This is a genomic window from Microcoleus sp. Pol14D4 (assembly GCF_036701245.1).
Classification (GTDB): Bacteria; Cyanobacteriota; Cyanobacteriia; order Cyanobacteriales; family Microcoleaceae; genus Microcoleus.
Genome location: NZ_JAUBQM010000017.1, coordinates 62528 through 82320, shown reverse-complemented (window position 1 = coordinate 82320; position 19793 = coordinate 62528). Strand labels below are relative to the sequence as shown.

Here is a 19793-nt window from a genome sequence, read left to right as displayed (position 1 = left end):
GATTTTATTTTTCGGGGTTTTCCTGTTTGAATTCCTGATACTGCTGAAAAAAAAAGCTACCTATTTCTGGACCAACCTCTGATAACATTTTCTGACGGACTGCTTTTTCTATACTTTCAAAAGTTTTTAACTCGGTTGGCTCTGTATTTCTGTAAAGAATTTTTGCTACCGCTTTTAAGTGGGCTTTTAGCTGTTGTTGGTCTGATGGTGTCATTTTATTTGCCTCATCTTTATTTAACGATTTTACTAGCTTTTTCATTTTATCTCTTTTTTGACACATTTGCCAAAGTGAGATGCACCCAACCGGGTTTCTGTGAAAAAATACTGCGTTAAGGCTTTGAATTATCGTAATAAACCCGGTTTCTTAGGTCGCGAATGCGTCCAGCATTAACTAAGCTAAAAAAGCTCTCCAGGTGGCCGCTAAAACGATCGCTGCGATCGCTCCTATGAGTGTATTAAAAAAATTTACCACCTCGTTTGTCAGCCACTCGAACTTTGATTGCACCGTCGCCCCAATCACGCTCTCGATGTTCGTGGCAATAAAAGCTGAAATAACACAAAAAACAATTCCTGTCAAGTCTATTAAACCGACGGTCCAACTCAAAAGTGCGATCAGAATTGAGCCGACAATACCTGCGATCGTTCCTTCCAAACTTACGGCCCCTTCGGTACCCCTAGGTACAGGCTGCAAGCTGGTAATCAAAAAAGTCCGTTTGCCGTAAGCTTTGCCGATTTCGCTAGCGCAGGTATCCGAAAGTTTGGTGCAAAAACTCGCCGCGTAACCCAGCAATAACAGGGAAATAGCATCTTGTGGCACAGACATCTTGCCTGTATTGCCTAAAATAGATAATGCCAAAACTCCCACAGCACAAAGAGTAGCGGTTAAAGCAGAACCCCAGACATTTTCAGGGCCTCGTGCGCCTGAACGCTTTTCGGCTATGCCTTCTGCTTCTTTTTGTGCTTTGCCGATGCGGGTAACTCCCGATCCGACAAGAAAGTAAAACATCACCACGGCATAGCCTTGCCATCCCAAACAGCCCCAGATGAGGACGCCCAATACCCAGCCGTGAAATTGACCAGCGGGAGTGAGCAATTTTTTAGGAGCAATGGTGGCGATCGCGAGTAAAACTGTATTTAGGGCGATCGCCACCAACCAAGGATTAGACCAAGATAAATAATTAAAGAACAATTCTGAATTCTGCATTTAGTACCTCCATGAGCCAAGTCTTATTTCATCTTGCCTTCCCCGTGACCGATATTGCCCAAACCAAAGCGTTCTACGTAGACGGGCTCGGCTGCGAACTAGGTCGCGAATCGCCGAATTCTGCGATTATGGGTTTGTGCGGCCATCAAATTGTCGCCCACGTCAGCCGCGAACCTTTGACGCCTCAGCGAGGCATCTATCCCCGGCATTTTGGGTTAATTTTTACTTCCGAAGCTGACTGGGAAGCGTTGCTAGAAAAAGCCCAGCAAAACAACTTAAATTTCTATCAAGAACCGAGACGGCGATTTGTCGGTTTGCCTACAGAACACCGTACTTTTTTCTTAGAAGATCCTTTCCACAATATACTTGAGTTCAAGTATTATTGTGAAGCTGAAGCAATTTTTGGTCGCAGCGAATACGCTGAAGTTGGGGATGCTGTTTGATATTTAGTCCGGTAGCGATTTGCATCCTGTGGGGGCGGGTTTAGGAAATTGTTGGTTTTAGGCAATTACTGTAGGTCAAACCTGCCCTACAAAAGTTGACATTATACAAGAATGAATCTAACGGTCAATCATGAACTTTCAATGGTTCTGAAAGTGCTTCAGCGACAGCTTTTAAACTGCTGGAATTTCTCGCCATCATGGCATGGGCGAAAACAGACAATTTTACTTCTTTGGCAGCAGATATTTGGGAACTAGAAGCGGGTACGATGATGAAATCCCAATCTGTCCAAATCGAAGTAAAATTGAGCTTTTCCAACAAGGCTGCATCTCGATTTAAATCTTCTAAAAAAGCACTGCCAGGACGCATTTGAACGCAGCCTTTTCCCCAGAGAGTATAAGCCATCCAAGTACCGCTGTGAGGAGAAGATATGGCAATAAAGCGCTGGACTCGGTTAATCCCGCCTAACCTTTGCAGGTAGTAGCGAGTTACTAAACCGCCCATGCTCAATCCTACTATATCTAAGTGTTGTTCTGGTGCAAAGTTTTTGTCTATATAATCTGCTAGTTGTTGGGCTAATTCGTCTATGCTGGCATTGCCCCAATGAGGCGAGAGATTGAGGGTGTAAACTGACCATCCCAGTTGAGTTAGGTAGGCAGACATTTTGTAAAAAATTCCCGATTTGCGGAAGATTCCGTGAATTAGCAAGACGGGGTTGCGACTGAAATTGCTATTCATTTTTAAGTGGAAATTTTATTTTCAATAGGTGCTTTTAGTTCTTCAATTAATGCGTTAATACTTTGGGGTTCTGTTACCATTTGGCGGTGCAGCAAAACGTTGACTTTAACTTCTTTACCTACTGGCATTTGGGAGCTGTTCGCCGGTACAATCATTATGTCAAATGGCGTCCACATTGATGTAAAGTTTAGGCGTTTGAGCATTGTCACATCTTGATTCAAATCGCGCAGCAAGCCACTATCGGGGCGCATATCCAGGTATCCTGGTAGGCGTAGGGAATAAGCGGTGAGGGTGCCGTGGTGGGGGGAAGATAGGGTGATGAAACGCTGTACGCGGTTGATTCCTCCGAGTCGCTGGACGTAGTAGCGACTGACGATGCCACCCATGCTGTAGCCTACTATGTCTAAAGGCTGTTGTGGATCGAAGGTTTCAGAGATGTAGTCTGCGAGTTGCTTGGCCAGTAAGTCGAGCCCGATGGTGCCGTCGTTGGGGGTTAGGTTGAGGCTGTGGACTGACCATCCGAGTTCGGTGAGGCGGGCGGACATTGTGTTGAAAATAATCTTTGTGTCCCAGATGCCGTGTAGGAGGATGACCGGATTGCGATCGAGCGAACTGTTCATTTGGCAGGAAAATTGCTTGCTGATTACAGCATAGATTACTCCCCTAGAGAGTTTGATCCCTACTAGGACAGCTAGCGAATCGGATCGAGGTACGATCGACAATTAGTGGGAATCGCTAACAAATTCTGAGATACTTGTAAATAAGTGCAAAGCAGGGCTAGTATTTATACTTAAAATTTGCTTTGATGAGGTAGCTTAAATACAGCCAAATGTAAATTTTGATTAAGAAATGTAGACAAAAGTTGCTCTAGCTCGTAATCTAACTTTGTTGACAAGCTTGTACAAATTTCTCTAAAAGAACAAAAGGAGTAAGTCTAATGTTTGGTTTTATCAAAAATTTCTTCGGCGGTATTTTCGGATTTTTCGCCAGACTGTTGGGCTTGAAAAAGTCTGAATATTTCCTAGATTTGGGCGAATCTGGAGCTAAGGAACCAGCAAAAGTCGCGCCTGCGAAGGCTGAGCCTGTTGCGATCGCACCGGCAAAAGTTGAGTCTGAGAAGTCTGAGAAGTCTGAGAAGTCTGAGAAGTCTGAACCTGCTAAAAAGGCTAAGGTAGAGAAAAAGTCTAAGAAAGAAAAGGAACCAGTCGCTAGCGTTCCTGCTAATACTCCGGAACCCGTGAAGGTACCTGCAGTGGCAGCAACTAACGGAAAAGTGCCGAGTCAAGCTGAACCGAATCGGACTTTTGCTCCTAATAATTTAATGCCGACACCAAATGGAAGTCGTCGAACCCCTGGCCCCAGCATGAACAATTTCCGGGAAATGGCTCGTCAGGTGAAAACGAAATAGGAAGTTGGGAATTGATAATAGGGAATTGGGCATTGGATAACTCCAAATGCTGGGGTTAAAAATAAAAAAAATGGCATTCCTCATTTTTAATTTTAACTCTTTATTCTATTCCCTATTTTTTTCATTTCTGAGGAAGGCTAATCCGCTATATAGCTGAAAAGCTGAGTCCCAAGGAGTTTCGGATTTGCGCTCGACTTCTATATGAGATTCGATCTTGCTCAACATATTAGTGTAATCGAGCACTGTCTCGGCAAAGGGCGTAAATTCTGACCAAACTGTAACGTCAAGCTGGCGATCGAATATTTCCAGTAAGTGATTCCAGTTAATTCGGGTGGTACTTTGAGGAATTTGTTGAGAGTTTTTGACTCTGGATGTTTTGTTTTTGGGGTTCGGTGAAGTGGGGAGCTCAGCCGAAGCTTTGGTGAAATCCACTCCTTGTTGAAATTCGTAACTTTGGTCGCAAATTCGCAGAATGCAGTTTCTGCTGGGAATGTGTAAGTCACAGATTTGAGCGTAATCTTGCCTAATTTCTCGGTGGCGAAATTGCTCCTTTCTTCGGTTGGGGGAGTAGTCCATGACTTCGATGAACATCGGCAACAAGCCTTCTACTCTTTGGGTAACTTCTGACCAGCTAAATTCGATCGCACCGAGTCTATCGAGTTGATCTTTACAAACAACGGCTGGGGAAGAGAGAGACTGGAAGTGCTGCACTCGGAAGATTTGGATTTTTTGAATATCGCTTAGGGTTGCCCAAAATACGGGAATGGCGGCTTTGAGGAGTTCTTGACCGTAAATTCGGAGTTCGGCGATGGGGCCAGTTTTGTAGAGTCTCCAGCCGCGGCTTTGGATTTGCATCCGGGTTGTGTAGGCGTCGATTTTAAAGATTCTGCTGATATTTTGAATGGCGGCGGGTTTGTTTTCGGGACTCACGGGTTCGAGGATGAGGAGTCCGGGTTCGAGGTTGCTGGGGTCGTTTTTGGCGGTTTCTATGGCTTGTTGGCGGAGGTTTTGTTGTGCGGTTTCAATCCGTTGAATAGCTTGGCGGGTCTGGGAGACGATTTTGGGGTTGGTGATGTCGCGGAGTATTTTTTTATAGCTTGTTTGGGCTTTTTCGAGGTTGTTGGTGAGTTCGTAATAGCGGGCGATATAGTATTGTACCCACGGATTTTCGGGGGATTCTTTTTGTAGTTGTTTGATGAGTTGGGCAGCTTGTTTGTAGTCTTTACCCTCTAGGGCGGCGGCTATTTGGTTGATGTCTGTCATGGGGTTTGCGGGAATGGCGTTGTTTCTATCTTGGCTGATGTTTGGTTGGTTCCGCCACTGGTTAATAACTTTGGCTTTTTTTTGTTTGGGATTTTGGGCTGTTGGGAAAATTTAAGATTTGGATTTTTTAACCGCAGATGTATGCGGATGAACGCGGATGAACGCGGATGTGTAGAAAGGGATGTTGAGTGGATGTGACAATCAATATAAGTCAAAGTTGATTGGAATTAATGCTTAAGCTGTAGGAACCTTTGCTTGTACGATCGCCTCCTTTAACAACTATTTTATAAGTGCCGTTACTAGGCAATTTTACGGTGATTTGAGACTCGCGGCGATTCTGGGAGTTACCTGCAGTTTGGGCAATATTTTTGCCAGTGGTGTCTAACAGTGTTATGTTGTGGTCGAATGCTCTGCTTTTGAGGTCGATCGTAATAGATTGACCTGCCCGTCCTTGAAAGTTGTGTTGGCGTGATTCGCCGTCTGTGAGGGTTCCCCGCTGCTGTAGGATGGAAAGGGAGGTGAGTTTTGGGCGATCGACATTGCTCAATTCTAAGCCGTAATTTGTCACTGGTGATTCGGGGCCGTTTCCTTCTCTGACTGCGATGATAAAAGCCGTTTTGTTGTTGGGCTCTCGGACTATTTTGTCAATAAAATTGGCTTGTATTTTTTGTTCATTTATAGGTTTTGGTTGATTAAAATTGGGTTTAGATATACACATAAGTACGCCTCCATCTTGATAGCGGGCGGCGTAGAACCAGTAGTTTTGACCGTTAGTTGTAAATTCGTTTCTGCTAAAGATAATGAATCTTTCAAGTTGCGGTAGTTGCTGGTTACGGTTACAATTTTTATCGATGTATATTTCGTTGACTGATGGCGGTCGCTGGGAGAAAGCTGCTGGGACGATGGTAATTACAATTGCTGAGATGATGCTGAGGGTGAAGGGCGAACGGCTTTTCATAAATACTTTTTTCTCTTTATTCTTGTCAGGTATTGTACGGTATACTTCCTATTTTATCTTTGTTTTAAATAGTTTTCTAATTCCGCAGTGCGCTGTTTAGTCATGCGATCCAAACATTCACTCAAGAAACCTCCATAACCCGTACCGCCACGATTTTTATAAACTTCAAATTCACAGGTTTTATCTCTTAACTTAATCCACCCTAATTGGGCTTCGGAAAGTAGCGCCCGCTCTTCGCCACTCAATTGGGCAATCAGTTGTTTGTAAACCTCGTTTAGCCGTTTATCCGAGGCTTCGTAATTCAACCGAATACAAGTTCTGACTTGTGCATCTCCTTGCGGGCGATCGCAATTAATCTGTTGAGCAATGGGAAAAATCGGAGATTGTGCAGAAACTGATTGTGTACCGAAAATTGCCAAAAGCGCGCTCGACCAAAAGAGCGATCGACCTTTCCTCAACTCTATTTTCATTCCCCGTCAACCCACCTATCTGATGAATTCTTTGTTATTTGTTGATATTAGCACTTCTCAAATGCCGTGCCAACTAAAGATAAAGCCACAATCGGAGCTGTCACCGCTCTTAAAATTCTACTACCCAAAGAAACAGCTTCAAAACCAAATTCGATCGCCTTTTCCACCTCCCGCTCAGTCCATCCACCCTCCGGGCCAATAGCTATGACAATCGATAATTCTCCGCCATCTTGCTCCCCCCTTTGTACGGGCAGTCCCCCCGTGTCCGCCCTAAACTGGGGGGGAGCCAAACCGACTAAACAATCCCAGAAATGCCGATTTTCCCCGCGAGCAACACAGATAAATCGATGTTTTTGACCGCAATTTTTCACAGCAAAATCAAACGCAATAGGCTCTAAAATCCTCGGCACAATTTGACGTTCCGACTGTTCCGCCGCCTCCGCAGCAATTCTTCTCCACCGATCGACTTTTCGATCGCTTGGTTTGAGCAAAGTTCGATCGCTCGTTACCGGCACAATACTTGCCACACCCAACTCCGTCGCCTGTCTCACAACCTCGTCAAAGCCGTTACCCTTGGGCAAAGCCGCCATCAAAGTGACTTCCACTGGTAGCTCCCCGTTCACAGCAATCTCCTCTGCTATCGAGGCAAATAACCCGGTTTCCTGGGCTTCTAGGACTGCTAACCACCAATGCCCCCGGCCGTCCATCGCAATAAATCGATCGCCCGCTTGCAAACGTAGCACTCGATTTAAATAATGCTGCTGTTCCCTAGTTAAGTCGATTGTGCGATCGCAAATTTGAGTGTCAGTAACTGCTAATCTTTGTAATTGAGGCATTGAATTTGGGATTGTTCGTTTTCTATTAGAGATTTTTTTATTTAACCGCAGAGAACGCAGAGAACGCAGAGAAAGAGAGAAAGAGAGGAGATAGGCAGGCGGGGTTTCAACGGCTAATAAATAATAAAGGCAAAGCATTTACAACCAGATTTATGTTAAAAATCCTAGTTTTTTTCTGCAAATGCTCTGCCTTTATATTATTTTTGCGTGAATTTTATTTGATGCTAGCAAAAATCGAAAATTGCAAATCGGCTTATGCTTCCTCCTTAATCTTTTTTAAATAAGTAGAAATCGCTTCTGTAGCTAGCTGTGTAATCGGCTTGCCCTGACGGGCTGCTTCTTCCTTGAGCTCGTTGTAGATTTCATCGCGGACGCTAATTCGACGGCGGACTTTGCCACCGCCAGCAGTGGCAGTCTCGTTCCCGTCATCGTTACTAGACGTAACTTCTAATTCATTTATCTCAGTTGTCATCGAGTCAGCAGATTGGTAGTTGGTTACAAATTGACGGATAGATTCTAACCCGACGCGATCGCAAAAATTGCCAAAACTCTCGTTCAGTTGCCGTTTTTGCTTGAAATAAACAAAAATCGGCTCCAGAAAAGCTTCAAAATCCTTGACGTGCAGCTTATCCTCAATTGGTTTTGCTAGCCGCGTTTGGTCGGGAGAACCGCCCAGCCAAATCTGGTAGGATTCCGGCGAACTCCCGACAAACCCCAATTCTGCCATATAAGGGCGGGCGCATCCATTTGGGCAACCAGTCATCCGCACCACCAAATGCTCGTCTTGCAAGCCAACTTTGGTCAAAAGTGCGCGAATCCGCTCTAAAATGCTCGGCATCACGCGCTCAGACTCGGTAATCGCCAGCCCGCAAGTCGGCATTGCCGGACACGCCATCCCATAACGCACCAATGGGTCTATTGCAGTTTCCCGCTGAATGCCACATCGATCGAGTATTCCCTGAATTTCTTCTTTAAGATCCGGCGAAATATCGTAAATCAGCACGTTTTGGTGTGGCGTCGCCAGTACCGGCAAGTTGTACTTCTGCACGATTTCCCGCAAAGCGGTTTTTAGCTGAAACGAGCCTTCATCCTTAATCCGGCCATTATCCACAGAAATGCCGACAAACAGCTTGCCGTCTCCTTGTTCGTGCCAGCCCAAGAAATCCAAATACTTCCACTCAGGCAGCGGTTTAAACGCTTCTAGCGGCTTGCCAAAATATTCGGCCACTTTTTCGCGGAACCACTGTACGCCTTTGTCGTTAATCAGGTACTTCAGCCGCGCGTGCCGTCTGTCTGTGCGATCGCCGTAATCTCTTTGCGTTGCTACAATTGCCTTGACCAAATCGTAAACATCATCCTTGGCCACATAGCAAATCTCATCCGCAACCCGCGCAAAAGTCTCTTCTTTGTTGTGAGTACGACCCAAACCGCCGCCAGCAAACACGTCAAAACCTTGCAACTCGCCAGATTTATTGGTAATTACCACCAAGCTCAAATCCTGAGAGTACAAGTCAATTGAATTGTCTCCGGGCACGGTAACGGAGCACTTGAACTTGCGCGGCATATAATGGCTGCCGTAAATCGGTTCTTCTTTGTCGTCGCTAAAGATTGTGCCGTTGCCGTTTTTCTGTCTCGCCGCCTTCACTGCGGGGTCTTCCTCGGCCGAAACAGCTTTTTCGCCGTCTAGCCAAATTTCATAATAAGCACCGGTTTGCGGTGTCAGCAAATCGGCGACATTGTTGGCGTATTCCAGTGCATACTTGTATTCTGGGCGATTTTTGTACGGTGCAGGCGGTGCCATGACGTTGCGGTTCAAGTCGCCGCAAGCTCCCAAGGTTGACCCCATATTTTTAATAATTGAGGAAAACACTGCTTTAAGATTTTTTTTCAACACGCCGTGCAGTTGGAAACCTTGGCGCGTTGTAACCCGGATCGTGTGGTTGCCGTATTCTTCAGATAGCTTGTCTAAGGCTAGATATAATTGCGGCGGAGTAAACCCGCCGGGATTGCGGGTGCGGAGCATGAACTGATAATCTTTTTCTTGTCCTTTGACTCGATTGTCGCGGTTGTCTTGCTGGTACGATCCGTGAAATTTGAGAATCTGAATCCCGTCTTCGGTGAAGTGGGTAGTTTCTTGTAACAGTTCAGTCGCAACGGGTTCTCGTAAATAGTTGCTGCGTTCTTTGAGACCTTCTGATTTAGAGGGCTTGCGCGCAACCGGGGTTGAAGTGGAAGATGTGATCATGGGAATGTATAGTGCCAGTTATAATTAGATACAGCCGATCGAATATTTCTTGACAATTTGACACTTGACAAATTTGCACTTGACAAATTTCTTCAGAAATGCTTTGTCGGATATGTTGACAACTCGGTTAACAAGTCAGTTAACAAGTAAGTTAATAACGGTAATCCGGTAGGAATTCTGATGTTGTTCAATTGTAACACGATCGAGCCGGGGCTGAAAAATTGTAATTAAGAGTTTATACTTTCGATCGCTTAAGTGTACGAAACTTTAGAAATAATTAACCTAAACCTTTGAAACTATGTCACTGTATGACGAAGACACCTTTGTGGTCTTAGAAACAAACCAGTCAGAGCAGTTTTTGACAGCGGCGGAACTGTTAGAAAAGCTGAAAGCCCTGTTAACCGAGGAACACGAAGATTTGCCGCAAGACGTTGATAAAATATCTGGCGTGGAAGCTCAAGCCAAGTATTTGATTGATACTTATTGTGAATTAGATGTCGGGGCTGGAAAATTTTTGCAGTGGTATGCAGTGCGTCTAGAAAAGTAATTTTGGGAATTGGTTGTTAGTTATTGGTTATTGGTTATTGGTTATTAGAGCCAACAACTAAGAACTTAACAACTAACAACCAAAAACTACTGACAAGTAACAAATAACAAATAACCAATAACAACTAACTATTCTTCCAACTGTTGAACCGATGATACTTCAACTGCGGTAACATCGATCGTACCGGGCGGCGTCAAGCGACTAAAATGACCTTCCTCTATTTTCAGAGGTTCGCCACAGTTCGCACACTGAAACTGAGTTTGATTTAAAGCTGTAAATTCGTATTGACAAACTGGACAATTGTCCTCAATTAAATTGCGTTTCAGCCACCACTGAAGCGCGAAAAATGCGACCACAGGCGTCAGCAACAAAAAAGCTACTAAAATCAACACTGATTTAACTATCCAACCCAAACCAATTGACACCAACAAACAGGCGATGCCCAGCAGTATCAACCAATTACTAATACGGGGTAGCTGGAAAGAGATTTTGGGGGTGCCTTGGTTCACGGTGGTCTCCTTGGGTGTCTTTGCAGGTAGGCATAACTCTATCCTACTCAGAAATTCAGGCGGTCGATCGAGTTAATTTTCCCATTGTACACCCAGAAACCGCTCTCTACGGCATAAGCTTATCTGAGTCAGAGGGTTGAAAAATTCCTTGTAACGATTGACAAAGGGATTTAAAACTAAATCTTGCGAGGGTTTGTTCCCTCAACCAGTGGCGATCGCACCTTTTATCCTCCCCTCGCAGCATTTCTACACAAGCAAGCGCTACTGCTGCTGAATCTCGATGAGGAACTCGCCATCCCAGTTTACCATCTTGCAGCGGATCGGCTGACCCGTCCGCATCCCCCGCGAGTACGGGTACTCCGCAAGCCAGCGCTTCCAAATAAACTATACCGAACCCTTCCTGGGAGGGCATTACATAAGCATCGGCCAACTGGTAATGTGCTGCTAAATTTTCTTTCGGTACAAAACCCGCAAACATTACTCTTTCGGCAACTCCCAAATCATCAGCGAGTTTGGCTAATCTAGATCGATCGTCTCCGCGTCCAATAACTAAGTATTTCACATTCGGAAAAGTTTTGGCTATTTGCGGCAAAGCTTGAATTGTGACATCGACACCTTTGTAAATATCCGTCGATCGCAATCTGGCTACAGTCATTAATATTTTAGCACCAACCAAATTGTACTGCTCTAATAAATCCTGTGGCTTCGGTCCAGTGGTAAATATATTTTTATCTACTGTACAAGGCACTATGTGGAATTTTTCGGGATTTAAGTTGTTAATTTCGCAAGTGCGTGAAGCGAAGCTATCCCGTAGGGAATCGCGCGTGTACCTGCTAATAGTCCAAATACTCTCAGCTTGTCTCATTGCTGTTTGATATTTGGGAGCAAGCGGTTCCCACACTTCCTTCCCATAAGTTAAAATTGTGTAGGGAATTCCCAAGGGTTGGCACAGAATTTGAATTAGCGGTGCGAGTTTGATATGGCCGCAAAAAACTCGTTCCGGTCGTTTTTGCAGCAAGCGAGTTAGTAATACTGTAGCAAACTTAAGACGGCCAAACCAGGGATTCTCGGTTTTGAGGTAATAAAATTTCAGATTTTTTGATTCGTAAGGATTGTTGCAGTCTGGGGTATCTCGCAACAGCAAAACTTCTGCTTGCGACGGCGAGTTTGTCCCTGCGGTTATGGACAGGTAAGCTTTGAGAATGTCTTTAACGTAGGATTGAATACCGCCTTCGCTGGCAAATATTTCGAGGAAACAGAATAGGTGATTTGTCGATCGCATCTGTGATTTACCCATTGACAGCGCAGACAATTATTGCATTATAGTGATTTTGTCAAAAAGGGCGATCGCCATTATCCAGAGCTTTTAAACCATGTCAAAATGACTGTAGTTGCAGGTTTTACAGGCAAATATTTGACTCGCTTAATCTCACCGTTGGTTTTGAGCGACTATCTGCTTTTTTACTAGGGCTTTTTAAGTAGCTGCATGAGTAAGTGCGAGGCTTTGCTTGAACCTTACTATAATCTACTGTAATTTACTGTAAACTTAATGATTTTTTACAAAATTATGCACCAAACAAAAATTAAGATTTATTAAGTTGGTACGGCGCGTCCGAGCAGACTGAGGATTAGCAGATGGTGTCGATCGAGGATATCGCATTTTTAGTCTTTGGTAAAAGTATTGTCTATCCAAAGATAGATATAGAGCCAGTCTTTAATTGTTATCATCAGCAAGATAGAGAGTTAAATTTAATATGACTGTGCCAGGTTTTAAAAGCAATTTCTGAAAGATTTTGTCGAAAATATTCTCCTAAAAATTTGTCACGCATTGCCAAAAGTTAATGCTCATAAAGCATTAAATAAGTATTAATATCGTTGATTGTTTTGGCATCGAGGAGATAGTTTGAATCTTCATCTTTTCGGTTAACAAAAGTAGTCTGGCGAGATGAGTGAAAATTTTTACGAGCAGAAAATAAACACGATCTCGTACAATCATGTACAAAGAAAAGCCGCTCACCTAAAACATTAGGTATTCGAGCTTAAACCTAACAAAGCTAATGTTAGGTTGGCAAGGTCATATTTACGAGCGACTCTCTCCAAATGAGCCTTCATTGGAGTTTGAGGTGAAACGAGTAACGATCGCACTCAGTCTTTTTAGTCTACTCAGCAGCACTCTGGCAAGTTGCACCGCCGCTTCCCAGAACGCTCAAAACAGCACGCAAAAAAGCAACTCCGAACTTTCATCAGTTGCTGTAGCAGTCCGCGACCTCGGCAATCCATTCTTCGTACAAGTCGGCAAGGGCGCTGAGGCCGCAGCCAAGAAAATCGGCGGTGCAAACGTGAAGACAACTCTCGTTTCCAGCGGCGACGATTTAAATCAGCAATTCAATCAAATCGAAAACTTTATTGCCTCTAATGTCAGCATGATTGTACTCAATGCTGCGGACACCAAAGGCATTGCCCCGGTTGTCGAAAAAGCCAAGCAAGCCGGAATTCCGATAATTGCAGTTGATACCGCCGCCGAGGGAGGCGTTGATGCCACAGTTACTTCAAATAACGTGCAAGCTGGCGAAGTAAGCTGTCAATATATAGCCGATCGCTTGAAAGGAAAAGGCAGCGTTGTGATTATCAACGGGCCTCCCGTCGCTTCAGTGGTCGAGCGAGTTCAGGGTTGCCAGAGTGTTCTCTCCAAATATCCCGATCTCAAAGTTCTTTCCAAAGATCAGAACGCAGAAGGCAGTCGCGATGGCGGGTTAAGAGTGATGAGCGATTTGCTTACTTCCTTCCCGAAAATTGATGCTGTTTTTGCAATTAATGACCCCTGTGCCATTGGTGCAGAATTAGCAGCCAAACAAGCACAAAGGAGCGAGTTCTTCATTGTGGGAGTCGATGGTGCACCTGAAGCTTTAGATGCACTCAAGCAGAACAACAGTTTATTTGTGGCTACAGCAGCTCAAGATCCATTTCGCATGGCAGCCAAGGCAGTTGAAGTCGGCAACGACATTCTCAAAGGAAACAAGCCAGCCAATCCAAACATTCTGATTCCAGTCGCGTTGATTACTCGCGAAAACGTCAATCAACATAAAGGCTGGACAAGCGAGTGACCTTCTTCGTGTCAAGTTAAGACTAAAACCCTTGAGGAATCCCGTTTTTGCCCGAGTCTAGATCCCCCTAAATCCCCCTTAAGAAGGGGGACTTTGAGAAGAATCTTCTCCCCCCATTCTTAAGGGGGGCTAGGGGGGATCTAAGTTTAATAGTCAAGCAGATTTCCTTACGGTATTTACAATGGTAAATAGCACTCAAGATTCAATTAAAACTAAGCCCGTACTAGAAATGCAAGGTATTACAAAAACCTTTCACGGTTTTACAGCCTTGCACGATGTAAATATCACCGTTTACCCAGGCGAAGTCCACGCCCTCATGGGGGAAAACGGTGCGGGCAAAAGCACGCTGATGAAAATTCTGGCGGGAGCCTACATAGCTGATGCAGGCGAAATCAGAATTGACGGTCAAGCTGTTAAGATGACAGACCCCGGTCAAGCCAGAAATTTAGGGATAGCGATTATTTATCAAGAACTCAATCTCGCCCCCAATCTGACAGTTGCTGAAAACATTTTTATGGGCAGCGAGCTAAAAAAAGGAGGTACATTTTTAGACCAAGATGAAATGCGGCGTAGGGCCGCTGAGGTATTAACAAACCTCGACGCAAGTTTTGCTGCTGGAGACCTGGTTTCCACACTTTCAATTGCCGAACAGCAGCAAGTGGAAATAGCTAGGGCGCTCAAAGATAAAAGCCGAATTTTAGTGATGGACGAGCCGACGGCCGCGCTTTCAGACCGCGAAACAGATAAGCTTTTTGAAGTGGTTCGCCGCTTGCGGAATGAGGGCATTGCTATTATTTATATCAGCCACCGGATGGAAGAGATTTATGCCCTTGCCGATCGCGTGAGCGTCATCCGAGATGGCGGGTATATTGGCTCTCTGGAAAAGCACGAAATTTCTGCCAATCGCTTGGTGGAAATGATGGTGGGTCGTTCTTTACAGGATTTGTACGAAAACAAGCATCAAATAACACCGGGTGCTGTTGTTCTTGAGGTAACAAATTTAAGCGACGGCCGCAAAGTAAAGCCTGCCACTTTTCAACTCCATGCGGGCGAAATTCTGGGTTTAGCTGGTTTAGTTGGCGCGGGCAGAACAGAACTTGCCCGCCTAATTTTTGGTGCCGATCGAAAGACAAGCGGTGAAATTAAACTAGAAAATCGTCCTCTGAATGTCTCGACACCAAATGAAGCAATGGCAGCCGGAATTGCTTACGTGCCTGAAGATCGCAAGGCTCTCGGACTATTTTTGGAGGCAACTTCTGGTGAGAATATCACCATGAATGTCCTCGATCGAGAAGCAAAAGCTGGCATTATTAACTCAAATTTTCTGTTGAAAGTTGTCAATGATGCTATTAATAATTTGCAGATTCGCCTTGCAAGTCCGAGCATCAGGGCAATGGATCTTTCTGGGGGAAATCAGCAGAAGTTGCTGCTAGCGCGTTGGTTGGCTATCAACCCAAAGGTACTTTTGTTAGATGAACCGACGCGGGGTGTTGACATTGGCGCAAAAAGCGAAATTTATCGAATTATTAGCGATTTGGCAGCCAAGGGTGTAGGTATTTTAATGATTTCCAGCGAACTGCCGGAAATTGTGGGAATGAGCGATCGCGTCTTAGTGATGCGAGCAGGAAGCCTCGTCGGTGAAGTAGGCGGAGCGACTGGGGAAGCAATTACGCAAGAGAACATTATGGCTTATGCCACCGGGGCAACAGAGGTAAAAAAATCATGAGTCAAACAGAAGTAAAAAGCACCAGAAATCAATCAAGCGATCGCCAAAAAGCCAGTAAAGCTCAAGCTTGGAAAAATTTCATCCAAGTGGCCGGTATCCTGCCGATTTTGGTGGGCATCTGTATCATTTTTTCCCTGGTAACGCCCAACTTTCTTTCAGTAGGAAATTTGATCAATGTCATCCGGCAAGCATCGATCAATATTGTCCTTGCTACAGGCATGACTTTTGTGATTTTGACGGGGGGAATTGACCTTTCAGTCGGGTCAATTTTGGGCGTGACTGCAGTTGTCGGGGTGCTGGTTTCCTTAGTTCCAGGTCTGGGTTGGTTTGCCGTACCGGCTGCGTTAATAGCCGGAGTATTTTTAGGATTACTTAACGGCTCGCTAATTGCCTATTTAGGTTTGCCTCCGTTCATCGTAACCCTGGGTTCTTACACAGCTTTGCGTGGAGTTGCTTATTTAGTAGCTAACGGCACTACAGTTATCAATAGAAATTTGAATTTTGCTTGGGTAGGTAACAGCTATGTTGGCCCTATTCCCTGGTTAGTTATTATCGCTTTTCTCGCAGTTTTAGCGAGTTGGTTTGTCTTGCGGCGGACTGTTCTGGGGAGGCATATTTATGCCGTGGGAGGCAACATTCGGGCAGCACGATTGACAGGTATTAAGGTGAGTCGCGTGCTGTTATTTGTCTATGGCGTGAGTGGGTTGCTTTCTGGTTTAGGTGGAATTATGAGCGCGTCGCGCCTCTACAGTGCGACGGGGATGTTGGGGCAAGGCTACGAATTAGATGCGATCGCTGCTGTAATTTTGGGAGGAACCAGTTTCACAGGTGGAATTGGCACTATTTGGGGTACTTTGCTGGGGGCGTTAATTATTGCCCTGCTCAACAATGGACTAACTCTCATGAACGTGTCTTTCTTCTGGCAGTTAGTTGTCAAAGGTCTGGTGATAATTATCGCAGTGACGATTGACAAAGTTCGCACCGGTTCAAGCGCAGCGTAATATTGCTAATTCGGTCGATCGGTTCCTTATTCGGAGCTTGTTTCTATGCACATCCCTCCTTTTTATCACCTGATTACTGGTTTTATCCTGGGATTGCCTGCTGTATTTCTACTAACATTATTCCCCTGTTTTGCTGCACCAATTGATAGATTAGTTGCTCCTGAACCGTTAAATACCTTGGCAGAAGACCCCTTCGCGCAGGTGAATTCTGTCTCTCAACTCTCGGATGTAAAACCCACTGACTGGGCGTTTCAGGCGCTGCAATCTTTAGTAGAACGCTACGGCTGTATTGTCGGTTATCCCGACGGCACCTACAGAGGAAACCGCGCGATGACGCGGTACGAATTTGCAGCAGGATTGAATAGCTGTCTCGATCGAGTTAGCGAACTAATTGCCACAGGCACAACCAACCAGATTACTGCGGAAGATTTAGCGATCGTCCAAAAGCTGCAAGGAGAATTTGCAACTGAATTATCGGTGTTGCGGGGTCGAGTCGATGCCCTAGATGCACGCACAGCAGAACTAGAAGCGCATCAGTTCTCGACTACAACGAAGCTGAATGCGGAAATTATTGTGGTGGTAACAGATACCTCCGGCAACAGTGTTGGGGATTCGCGCGATCGCACCAACACTATTGTTGCCAACCGGGGGCGATTAAATTTTGAAACCAGTTTCACCGGTCGCGATATGCTGAGAACCCGTTTGGAATTCGGCAACTTGGGCAGGATTGCCGACGAGACGGGTACAAATATGACGGCCTTGAACTTTGATGGCAATGTCGATAACACAATCACCGTCCCTCACGTATTGTATGTGACCCCGCTGACCTCTAATCTCTCGCTGACCGTGGGCCCGACAGGTGTTGGGTATTCCGATATTACCGATTTGCTGACTCCTCCAACGATCGCCAGCGATAGTGAGGGAATTCCCTCGAAGTTCGGACAATACAGTCCTCTCTACCGCCGGGGAGGTGGGGGTGCTGCTGTCAACTGGACGATGGCCAAAAACCTCACCCTGACTGTGGGCTATATCGCAGGAAATCCCAATCTCTCGCAGCAAAGTAACGGTTTATTCAACGGTTCCTACAACGCTCTGGTTCAGCTTGCCTACCGGGGCGATCGCGGAGCCATTGGCGTAGCCTATTCTCGTACCTTTGCACCCAGCGGTAAAGCCGACCTCACAGGCGGTACGGGCAGTTTTCTGGCTGCGCGACCGTTTGGGGACAATATTGCTACATCCAGCGATTCTGTAGCCGTACAAGGATTCTACCGCCTTGCTCCCCGCTTGCAAGTTCACGGTTGGGGCGTTTATAGTCGCGCCAATGCAGAAAATTCCGGTGTTAGCAGCGTTTCTGATGGTAGAGGTGGCGTGGTTTTGCTAAATGTTGACGGTGACGATCGCGCTGATATTGTGTATGCAGCGATCGGGATCAGTTTCCCAGATGTGGGAGGTGAAGGCAACCTACCGGGGATTTTAGTGGGTTTGCCAGGTCGCGTGACGAGCAGTAATGTGCGCCGCGAGCGAGATACTTCCTATCACATTGAAGCTTTCTATCGCTTTCAGGTCAACGACAACATTTCCATCACCCCTGGTGTTTGGGCCGTTGTTAATCCTGAGAATGACAGCCGCAACGACACTCAATGGGTTTGGTTGCTCCGCACTGGCTTTAACTTTTAACCGGAAAGATATTTTAGGACTTACTAACCTAGTCCTGGACGCAAAAACCCAGTTTCTTGACGTAATTGCCTCATCTGAGACGATAATCGCGAGAAACCGGGTTTTTTAGACTGATAGTGCGTCCAGGACTTCAATTTCATCCTACACAACAAAAAACCCCTACCATCGCTGGCTGGGGTAGAAAATTATCAGGGTGCATCTACTAATATTTGCAAGTATAGCAGACATTTGTGGGGTGTCACCCTTCAGGGGTAATACCCGCCGAAATTCTGAGTCAGAATAACTTATAAATTAATATGTAAATGATTAAGAAAGCTTTTATATCATCTCGTTTTGTCCCAGCCGATCTAAAATCTAAGATTTAGAATAAATCTGTGCTAGACCTCAAATTAATCCGAGAAAACCCGCAAGCCGTGCAAGAAAGCCTCAACCTGCGCGGAGGTAACTATGAAATCGAGCCGATTTTGCAATTAGACAAACAGCAGCGGGAGTTGGAAGGGAAGCGATCGCAACTGCAAGCCCGCAGCAACGAAATTGCCAAACTCATCGGTCAAAAAAGAAAATCGGGTTTACCCCTCGAATCTCCCGAAGTTCAGGAACTGCAAGCAGAAGGCAACGCAGTCGGCACCGAGTCGAACCAACTGCAAGCACAGGAAAAAGACCTAAAAGCTCAAATAGAAGCTTTATTGCTACCTCTGCCAAACTTACCGAGTCCGTCAACGCCGATCGGCAAAAATGAAGAGGAAAACGTCGAAATCCGGCGCTGGGGAGACGAATACATACCCCAAAACCCCGGTATTTTACCGCACTGGGAAATCGGCGAAAAATTAGGAATTATCAACTTTGAACGGGCAGTAAAAATCGCTCAGCCCCGCTTTGTGAGCTTAATGGGAGCTGGTGCAGCCCTGGAAAGAGCGATTATTCAATTTATGCTCGACCGCCACACAAAAGCCGGTTATGTAGAAGTAATTCCCCCATTTTTAGTTAACACTGAATCCCTGACCGCTACTGGTCAATTACCCAAATTTGCTGAAGAAAGTTTCAAGTGCGACCAAGACGATTTGTGGCTGATTCCTACTTCCGAAGTTCCGGTTGTCAATTTGTACCGAGGTGAAATTTTGACAGCAGAACAGTTGCCAATTTATCACTGTTCTTATACTCCTTGTTTTCGGCGCGAAGCTGGCAGTTATGGGAAAGATACGAGGGGATTAATTCGATTGCACCAATTTAATAAAGTTGAATTGATAAAACTCGTGCATCCGAGTACCTCCGAGGCAGAGCACGAAAAATTAGTGCAGGATGCTGAGGGAGTTTTGCAGGCGCTGAAATTGCCTTATCGGGCGATCGCACTGTGTACGGGCGATTTAGGTTTCGCGGCAGCCAAAACCTACGATTTAGAGGTGTGGCTGCCCTCTGCAGGCAAATACCGCGAGATTTCCAGTTGTTCCAACGTCGCAGATTTTCAGGCGCGGCGGGCAAATATTCGCTTTAAAGAAGCTGGGAAAAAAGGCACTCAATTCGTTCACGCCCTTAACGGTTCCGGTTTAGCTGTGGGCCGCACAATGGCGGCTATTTTGGAGAATTACCAGCAGCCAGACGGAACTGTAAAAGTGCCGGAAGTGCTGCAACAATACTTGGCGAGGGAAGTTTTGTAATAGTTTTGAGT

Annotated in this window: 18 protein-coding genes and 1 pseudogene; 8 read left to right on the top strand and 11 right to left on the bottom strand. The window is 45.5% G+C overall.

The window, feature by feature from the left end; genetic code table 11:
- Together QUA33_RS09430 and QUA33_RS09425 are read right to left on the bottom strand one after the other, a co-directional pair.
- Window positions 1-214, bottom strand: a pseudogene (locus tag QUA33_RS09430) (ISKra4 family transposase); the annotation flags it as partial.
- 177 nt (window positions 215-391) lie between these two features.
- Window positions 392-1204, bottom strand: a complete 813-nt coding sequence (locus tag QUA33_RS09425) for a TIGR00297 family protein (RefSeq protein WP_333148342.1) — start codon at window positions 1202-1204, stop codon at window positions 392-394.
- Between the two features lie 11 nt (window positions 1205-1215).
- On the opposite strand from QUA33_RS09425, the gene QUA33_RS09420 reads away from it, so the two are divergent.
- Window positions 1216-1647 carry a VOC family protein gene (locus QUA33_RS09420; protein WP_333077352.1) on the top strand — a complete coding sequence of 144 codons (432 nt, stop codon included), beginning with the start codon at window positions 1216-1218 and terminating at the stop codon, window positions 1645-1647.
- Window positions 1648-1771: 124 nt separating this feature from the next.
- Here the strand turns inward: QUA33_RS09420 and QUA33_RS09415 are convergent, their stop codons facing one another.
- Window positions 1772-2383: an alpha/beta fold hydrolase gene (locus QUA33_RS09415; protein ID WP_333148340.1), complete on the bottom strand. Its 612-nt coding sequence runs from the start codon at window positions 2381-2383 to the stop codon at window positions 1772-1774.
- A 2-nt stretch (window positions 2384-2385) separates the two neighbouring features.
- Window positions 2386-3003: a triacylglycerol lipase gene (locus tag QUA33_RS09410; RefSeq protein ID WP_333148338.1), complete on the bottom strand. Its 618-nt coding sequence runs from the start codon at window positions 3001-3003 to the stop codon at window positions 2386-2388.
- Between the two features lie 317 nt (window positions 3004-3320).
- On the opposite strand from QUA33_RS09410, the gene QUA33_RS09405 reads away from it, so the two are divergent.
- Window positions 3321-3791, top strand: a complete 471-nt coding sequence (locus tag QUA33_RS09405; RefSeq protein ID WP_333148336.1) for a hypothetical protein — start codon at window positions 3321-3323, stop codon at window positions 3789-3791.
- A 105-nt stretch (window positions 3792-3896) separates the two neighbouring features.
- On the opposite strand, the gene QUA33_RS09400 is transcribed toward QUA33_RS09405, so the two are convergent.
- From QUA33_RS09400 to sir, 5 genes are all read right to left on the bottom strand, one after another.
- Complete coding sequence (locus tag QUA33_RS09400; protein WP_333148334.1) at window positions 3897-5054, bottom strand: tetratricopeptide repeat protein; 1158 nt, start codon at window positions 5052-5054, stop codon at window positions 3897-3899.
- Window positions 5055-5265: 211 nt separating this feature from the next.
- Window positions 5266-6012 carry a PPC domain-containing protein gene (locus tag QUA33_RS09395; RefSeq protein WP_333148332.1) on the bottom strand — a complete coding sequence of 249 codons (747 nt, stop codon included), beginning with the start codon at window positions 6010-6012 and terminating at the stop codon, window positions 5266-5268.
- 53 nt (window positions 6013-6065) lie between these two features.
- Window positions 6066-6482 (bottom strand): lysozyme inhibitor LprI family protein, encoded by a 417-nt coding sequence (locus tag QUA33_RS09390; RefSeq protein WP_333148330.1) that lies wholly within the window; start codon window positions 6480-6482, stop codon window positions 6066-6068.
- A 47-nt stretch (window positions 6483-6529) separates the two neighbouring features.
- Window positions 6530-7318 carry a 16S rRNA (uracil(1498)-N(3))-methyltransferase gene (locus QUA33_RS09385; protein WP_333148328.1) on the bottom strand — a complete coding sequence of 263 codons (789 nt, stop codon included), beginning with the start codon at window positions 7316-7318 and terminating at the stop codon, window positions 6530-6532.
- Window positions 7319-7571: 253 nt separating this feature from the next.
- Window positions 7572-9563, bottom strand: coding sequence for a sulfite reductase, ferredoxin dependent (gene sir / locus QUA33_RS09380; protein ID WP_333148326.1), 1992 nt, complete (start codon window positions 9561-9563; stop codon window positions 7572-7574).
- Between the two features lie 298 nt (window positions 9564-9861).
- Between sir and QUA33_RS09375 the strand changes: the two genes are divergently transcribed.
- On the top strand, window positions 9862-10110 hold the full coding sequence (locus tag QUA33_RS09375; RefSeq protein ID WP_333148324.1) for a chlororespiratory reduction protein 7: 249 nt from the start codon (window positions 9862-9864) through the stop codon (window positions 10108-10110).
- A gap of 128 nt (window positions 10111-10238) precedes the next feature.
- Here QUA33_RS09375 and QUA33_RS09370 read toward each other — a convergent pair whose 3' ends face one another.
- Window positions 10239-10619: a hypothetical protein gene (locus QUA33_RS09370; protein WP_333148322.1), complete on the bottom strand. Its 381-nt coding sequence runs from the start codon at window positions 10617-10619 to the stop codon at window positions 10239-10241.
- A 106-nt stretch (window positions 10620-10725) separates the two neighbouring features.
- Window positions 10726-11916, bottom strand: coding sequence for a glycosyltransferase family 4 protein (locus tag QUA33_RS09365; RefSeq protein WP_333148320.1), 1191 nt, complete (start codon window positions 11914-11916; stop codon window positions 10726-10728).
- A 760-nt stretch (window positions 11917-12676) separates the two neighbouring features.
- On the opposite strand from QUA33_RS09365, the gene QUA33_RS09360 reads away from it, so the two are divergent.
- The 5 genes from QUA33_RS09360 to serS all read left to right on the top strand — a co-directional run bounded on the left by QUA33_RS09360 (window position 12677) and on the right by serS (window position 19782).
- Window positions 12677-13723, top strand: coding sequence for an ABC transporter substrate-binding protein (locus tag QUA33_RS09360; protein WP_333148318.1), 1047 nt, complete (start codon window positions 12677-12679; stop codon window positions 13721-13723).
- A 181-nt stretch (window positions 13724-13904) separates the two neighbouring features.
- On the top strand, window positions 13905-15449 hold the full coding sequence (locus tag QUA33_RS09355) for a sugar ABC transporter ATP-binding protein (RefSeq protein WP_333148316.1): 1545 nt from the start codon (window positions 13905-13907) through the stop codon (window positions 15447-15449).
- The gene (locus tag QUA33_RS09350) at window positions 15446-16450 is read left to right on the top strand and encodes an ABC transporter permease subunit (protein WP_333148314.1); all 1005 of its coding nucleotides are present in this window, start codon (window positions 15446-15448) and stop codon (window positions 16448-16450) included. Before QUA33_RS09355 ends, QUA33_RS09350 begins: the two co-directional genes overlap by 4 nt.
- A 45-nt stretch (window positions 16451-16495) precedes the next feature.
- The gene (locus tag QUA33_RS09345) at window positions 16496-18127 is read left to right on the top strand and encodes an iron uptake porin (protein ID WP_333148312.1); all 1632 of its coding nucleotides are present in this window, start codon (window positions 16496-16498) and stop codon (window positions 18125-18127) included.
- A gap of 374 nt (window positions 18128-18501) precedes the next feature.
- Window positions 18502-19782: a serine--tRNA ligase gene (gene serS, locus QUA33_RS09340; protein ID WP_333098901.1), complete on the top strand. Its 1281-nt coding sequence runs from the start codon at window positions 18502-18504 to the stop codon at window positions 19780-19782.
- The last annotated feature ends 11 nt before the right edge of the window (window positions 19783-19793 follow it).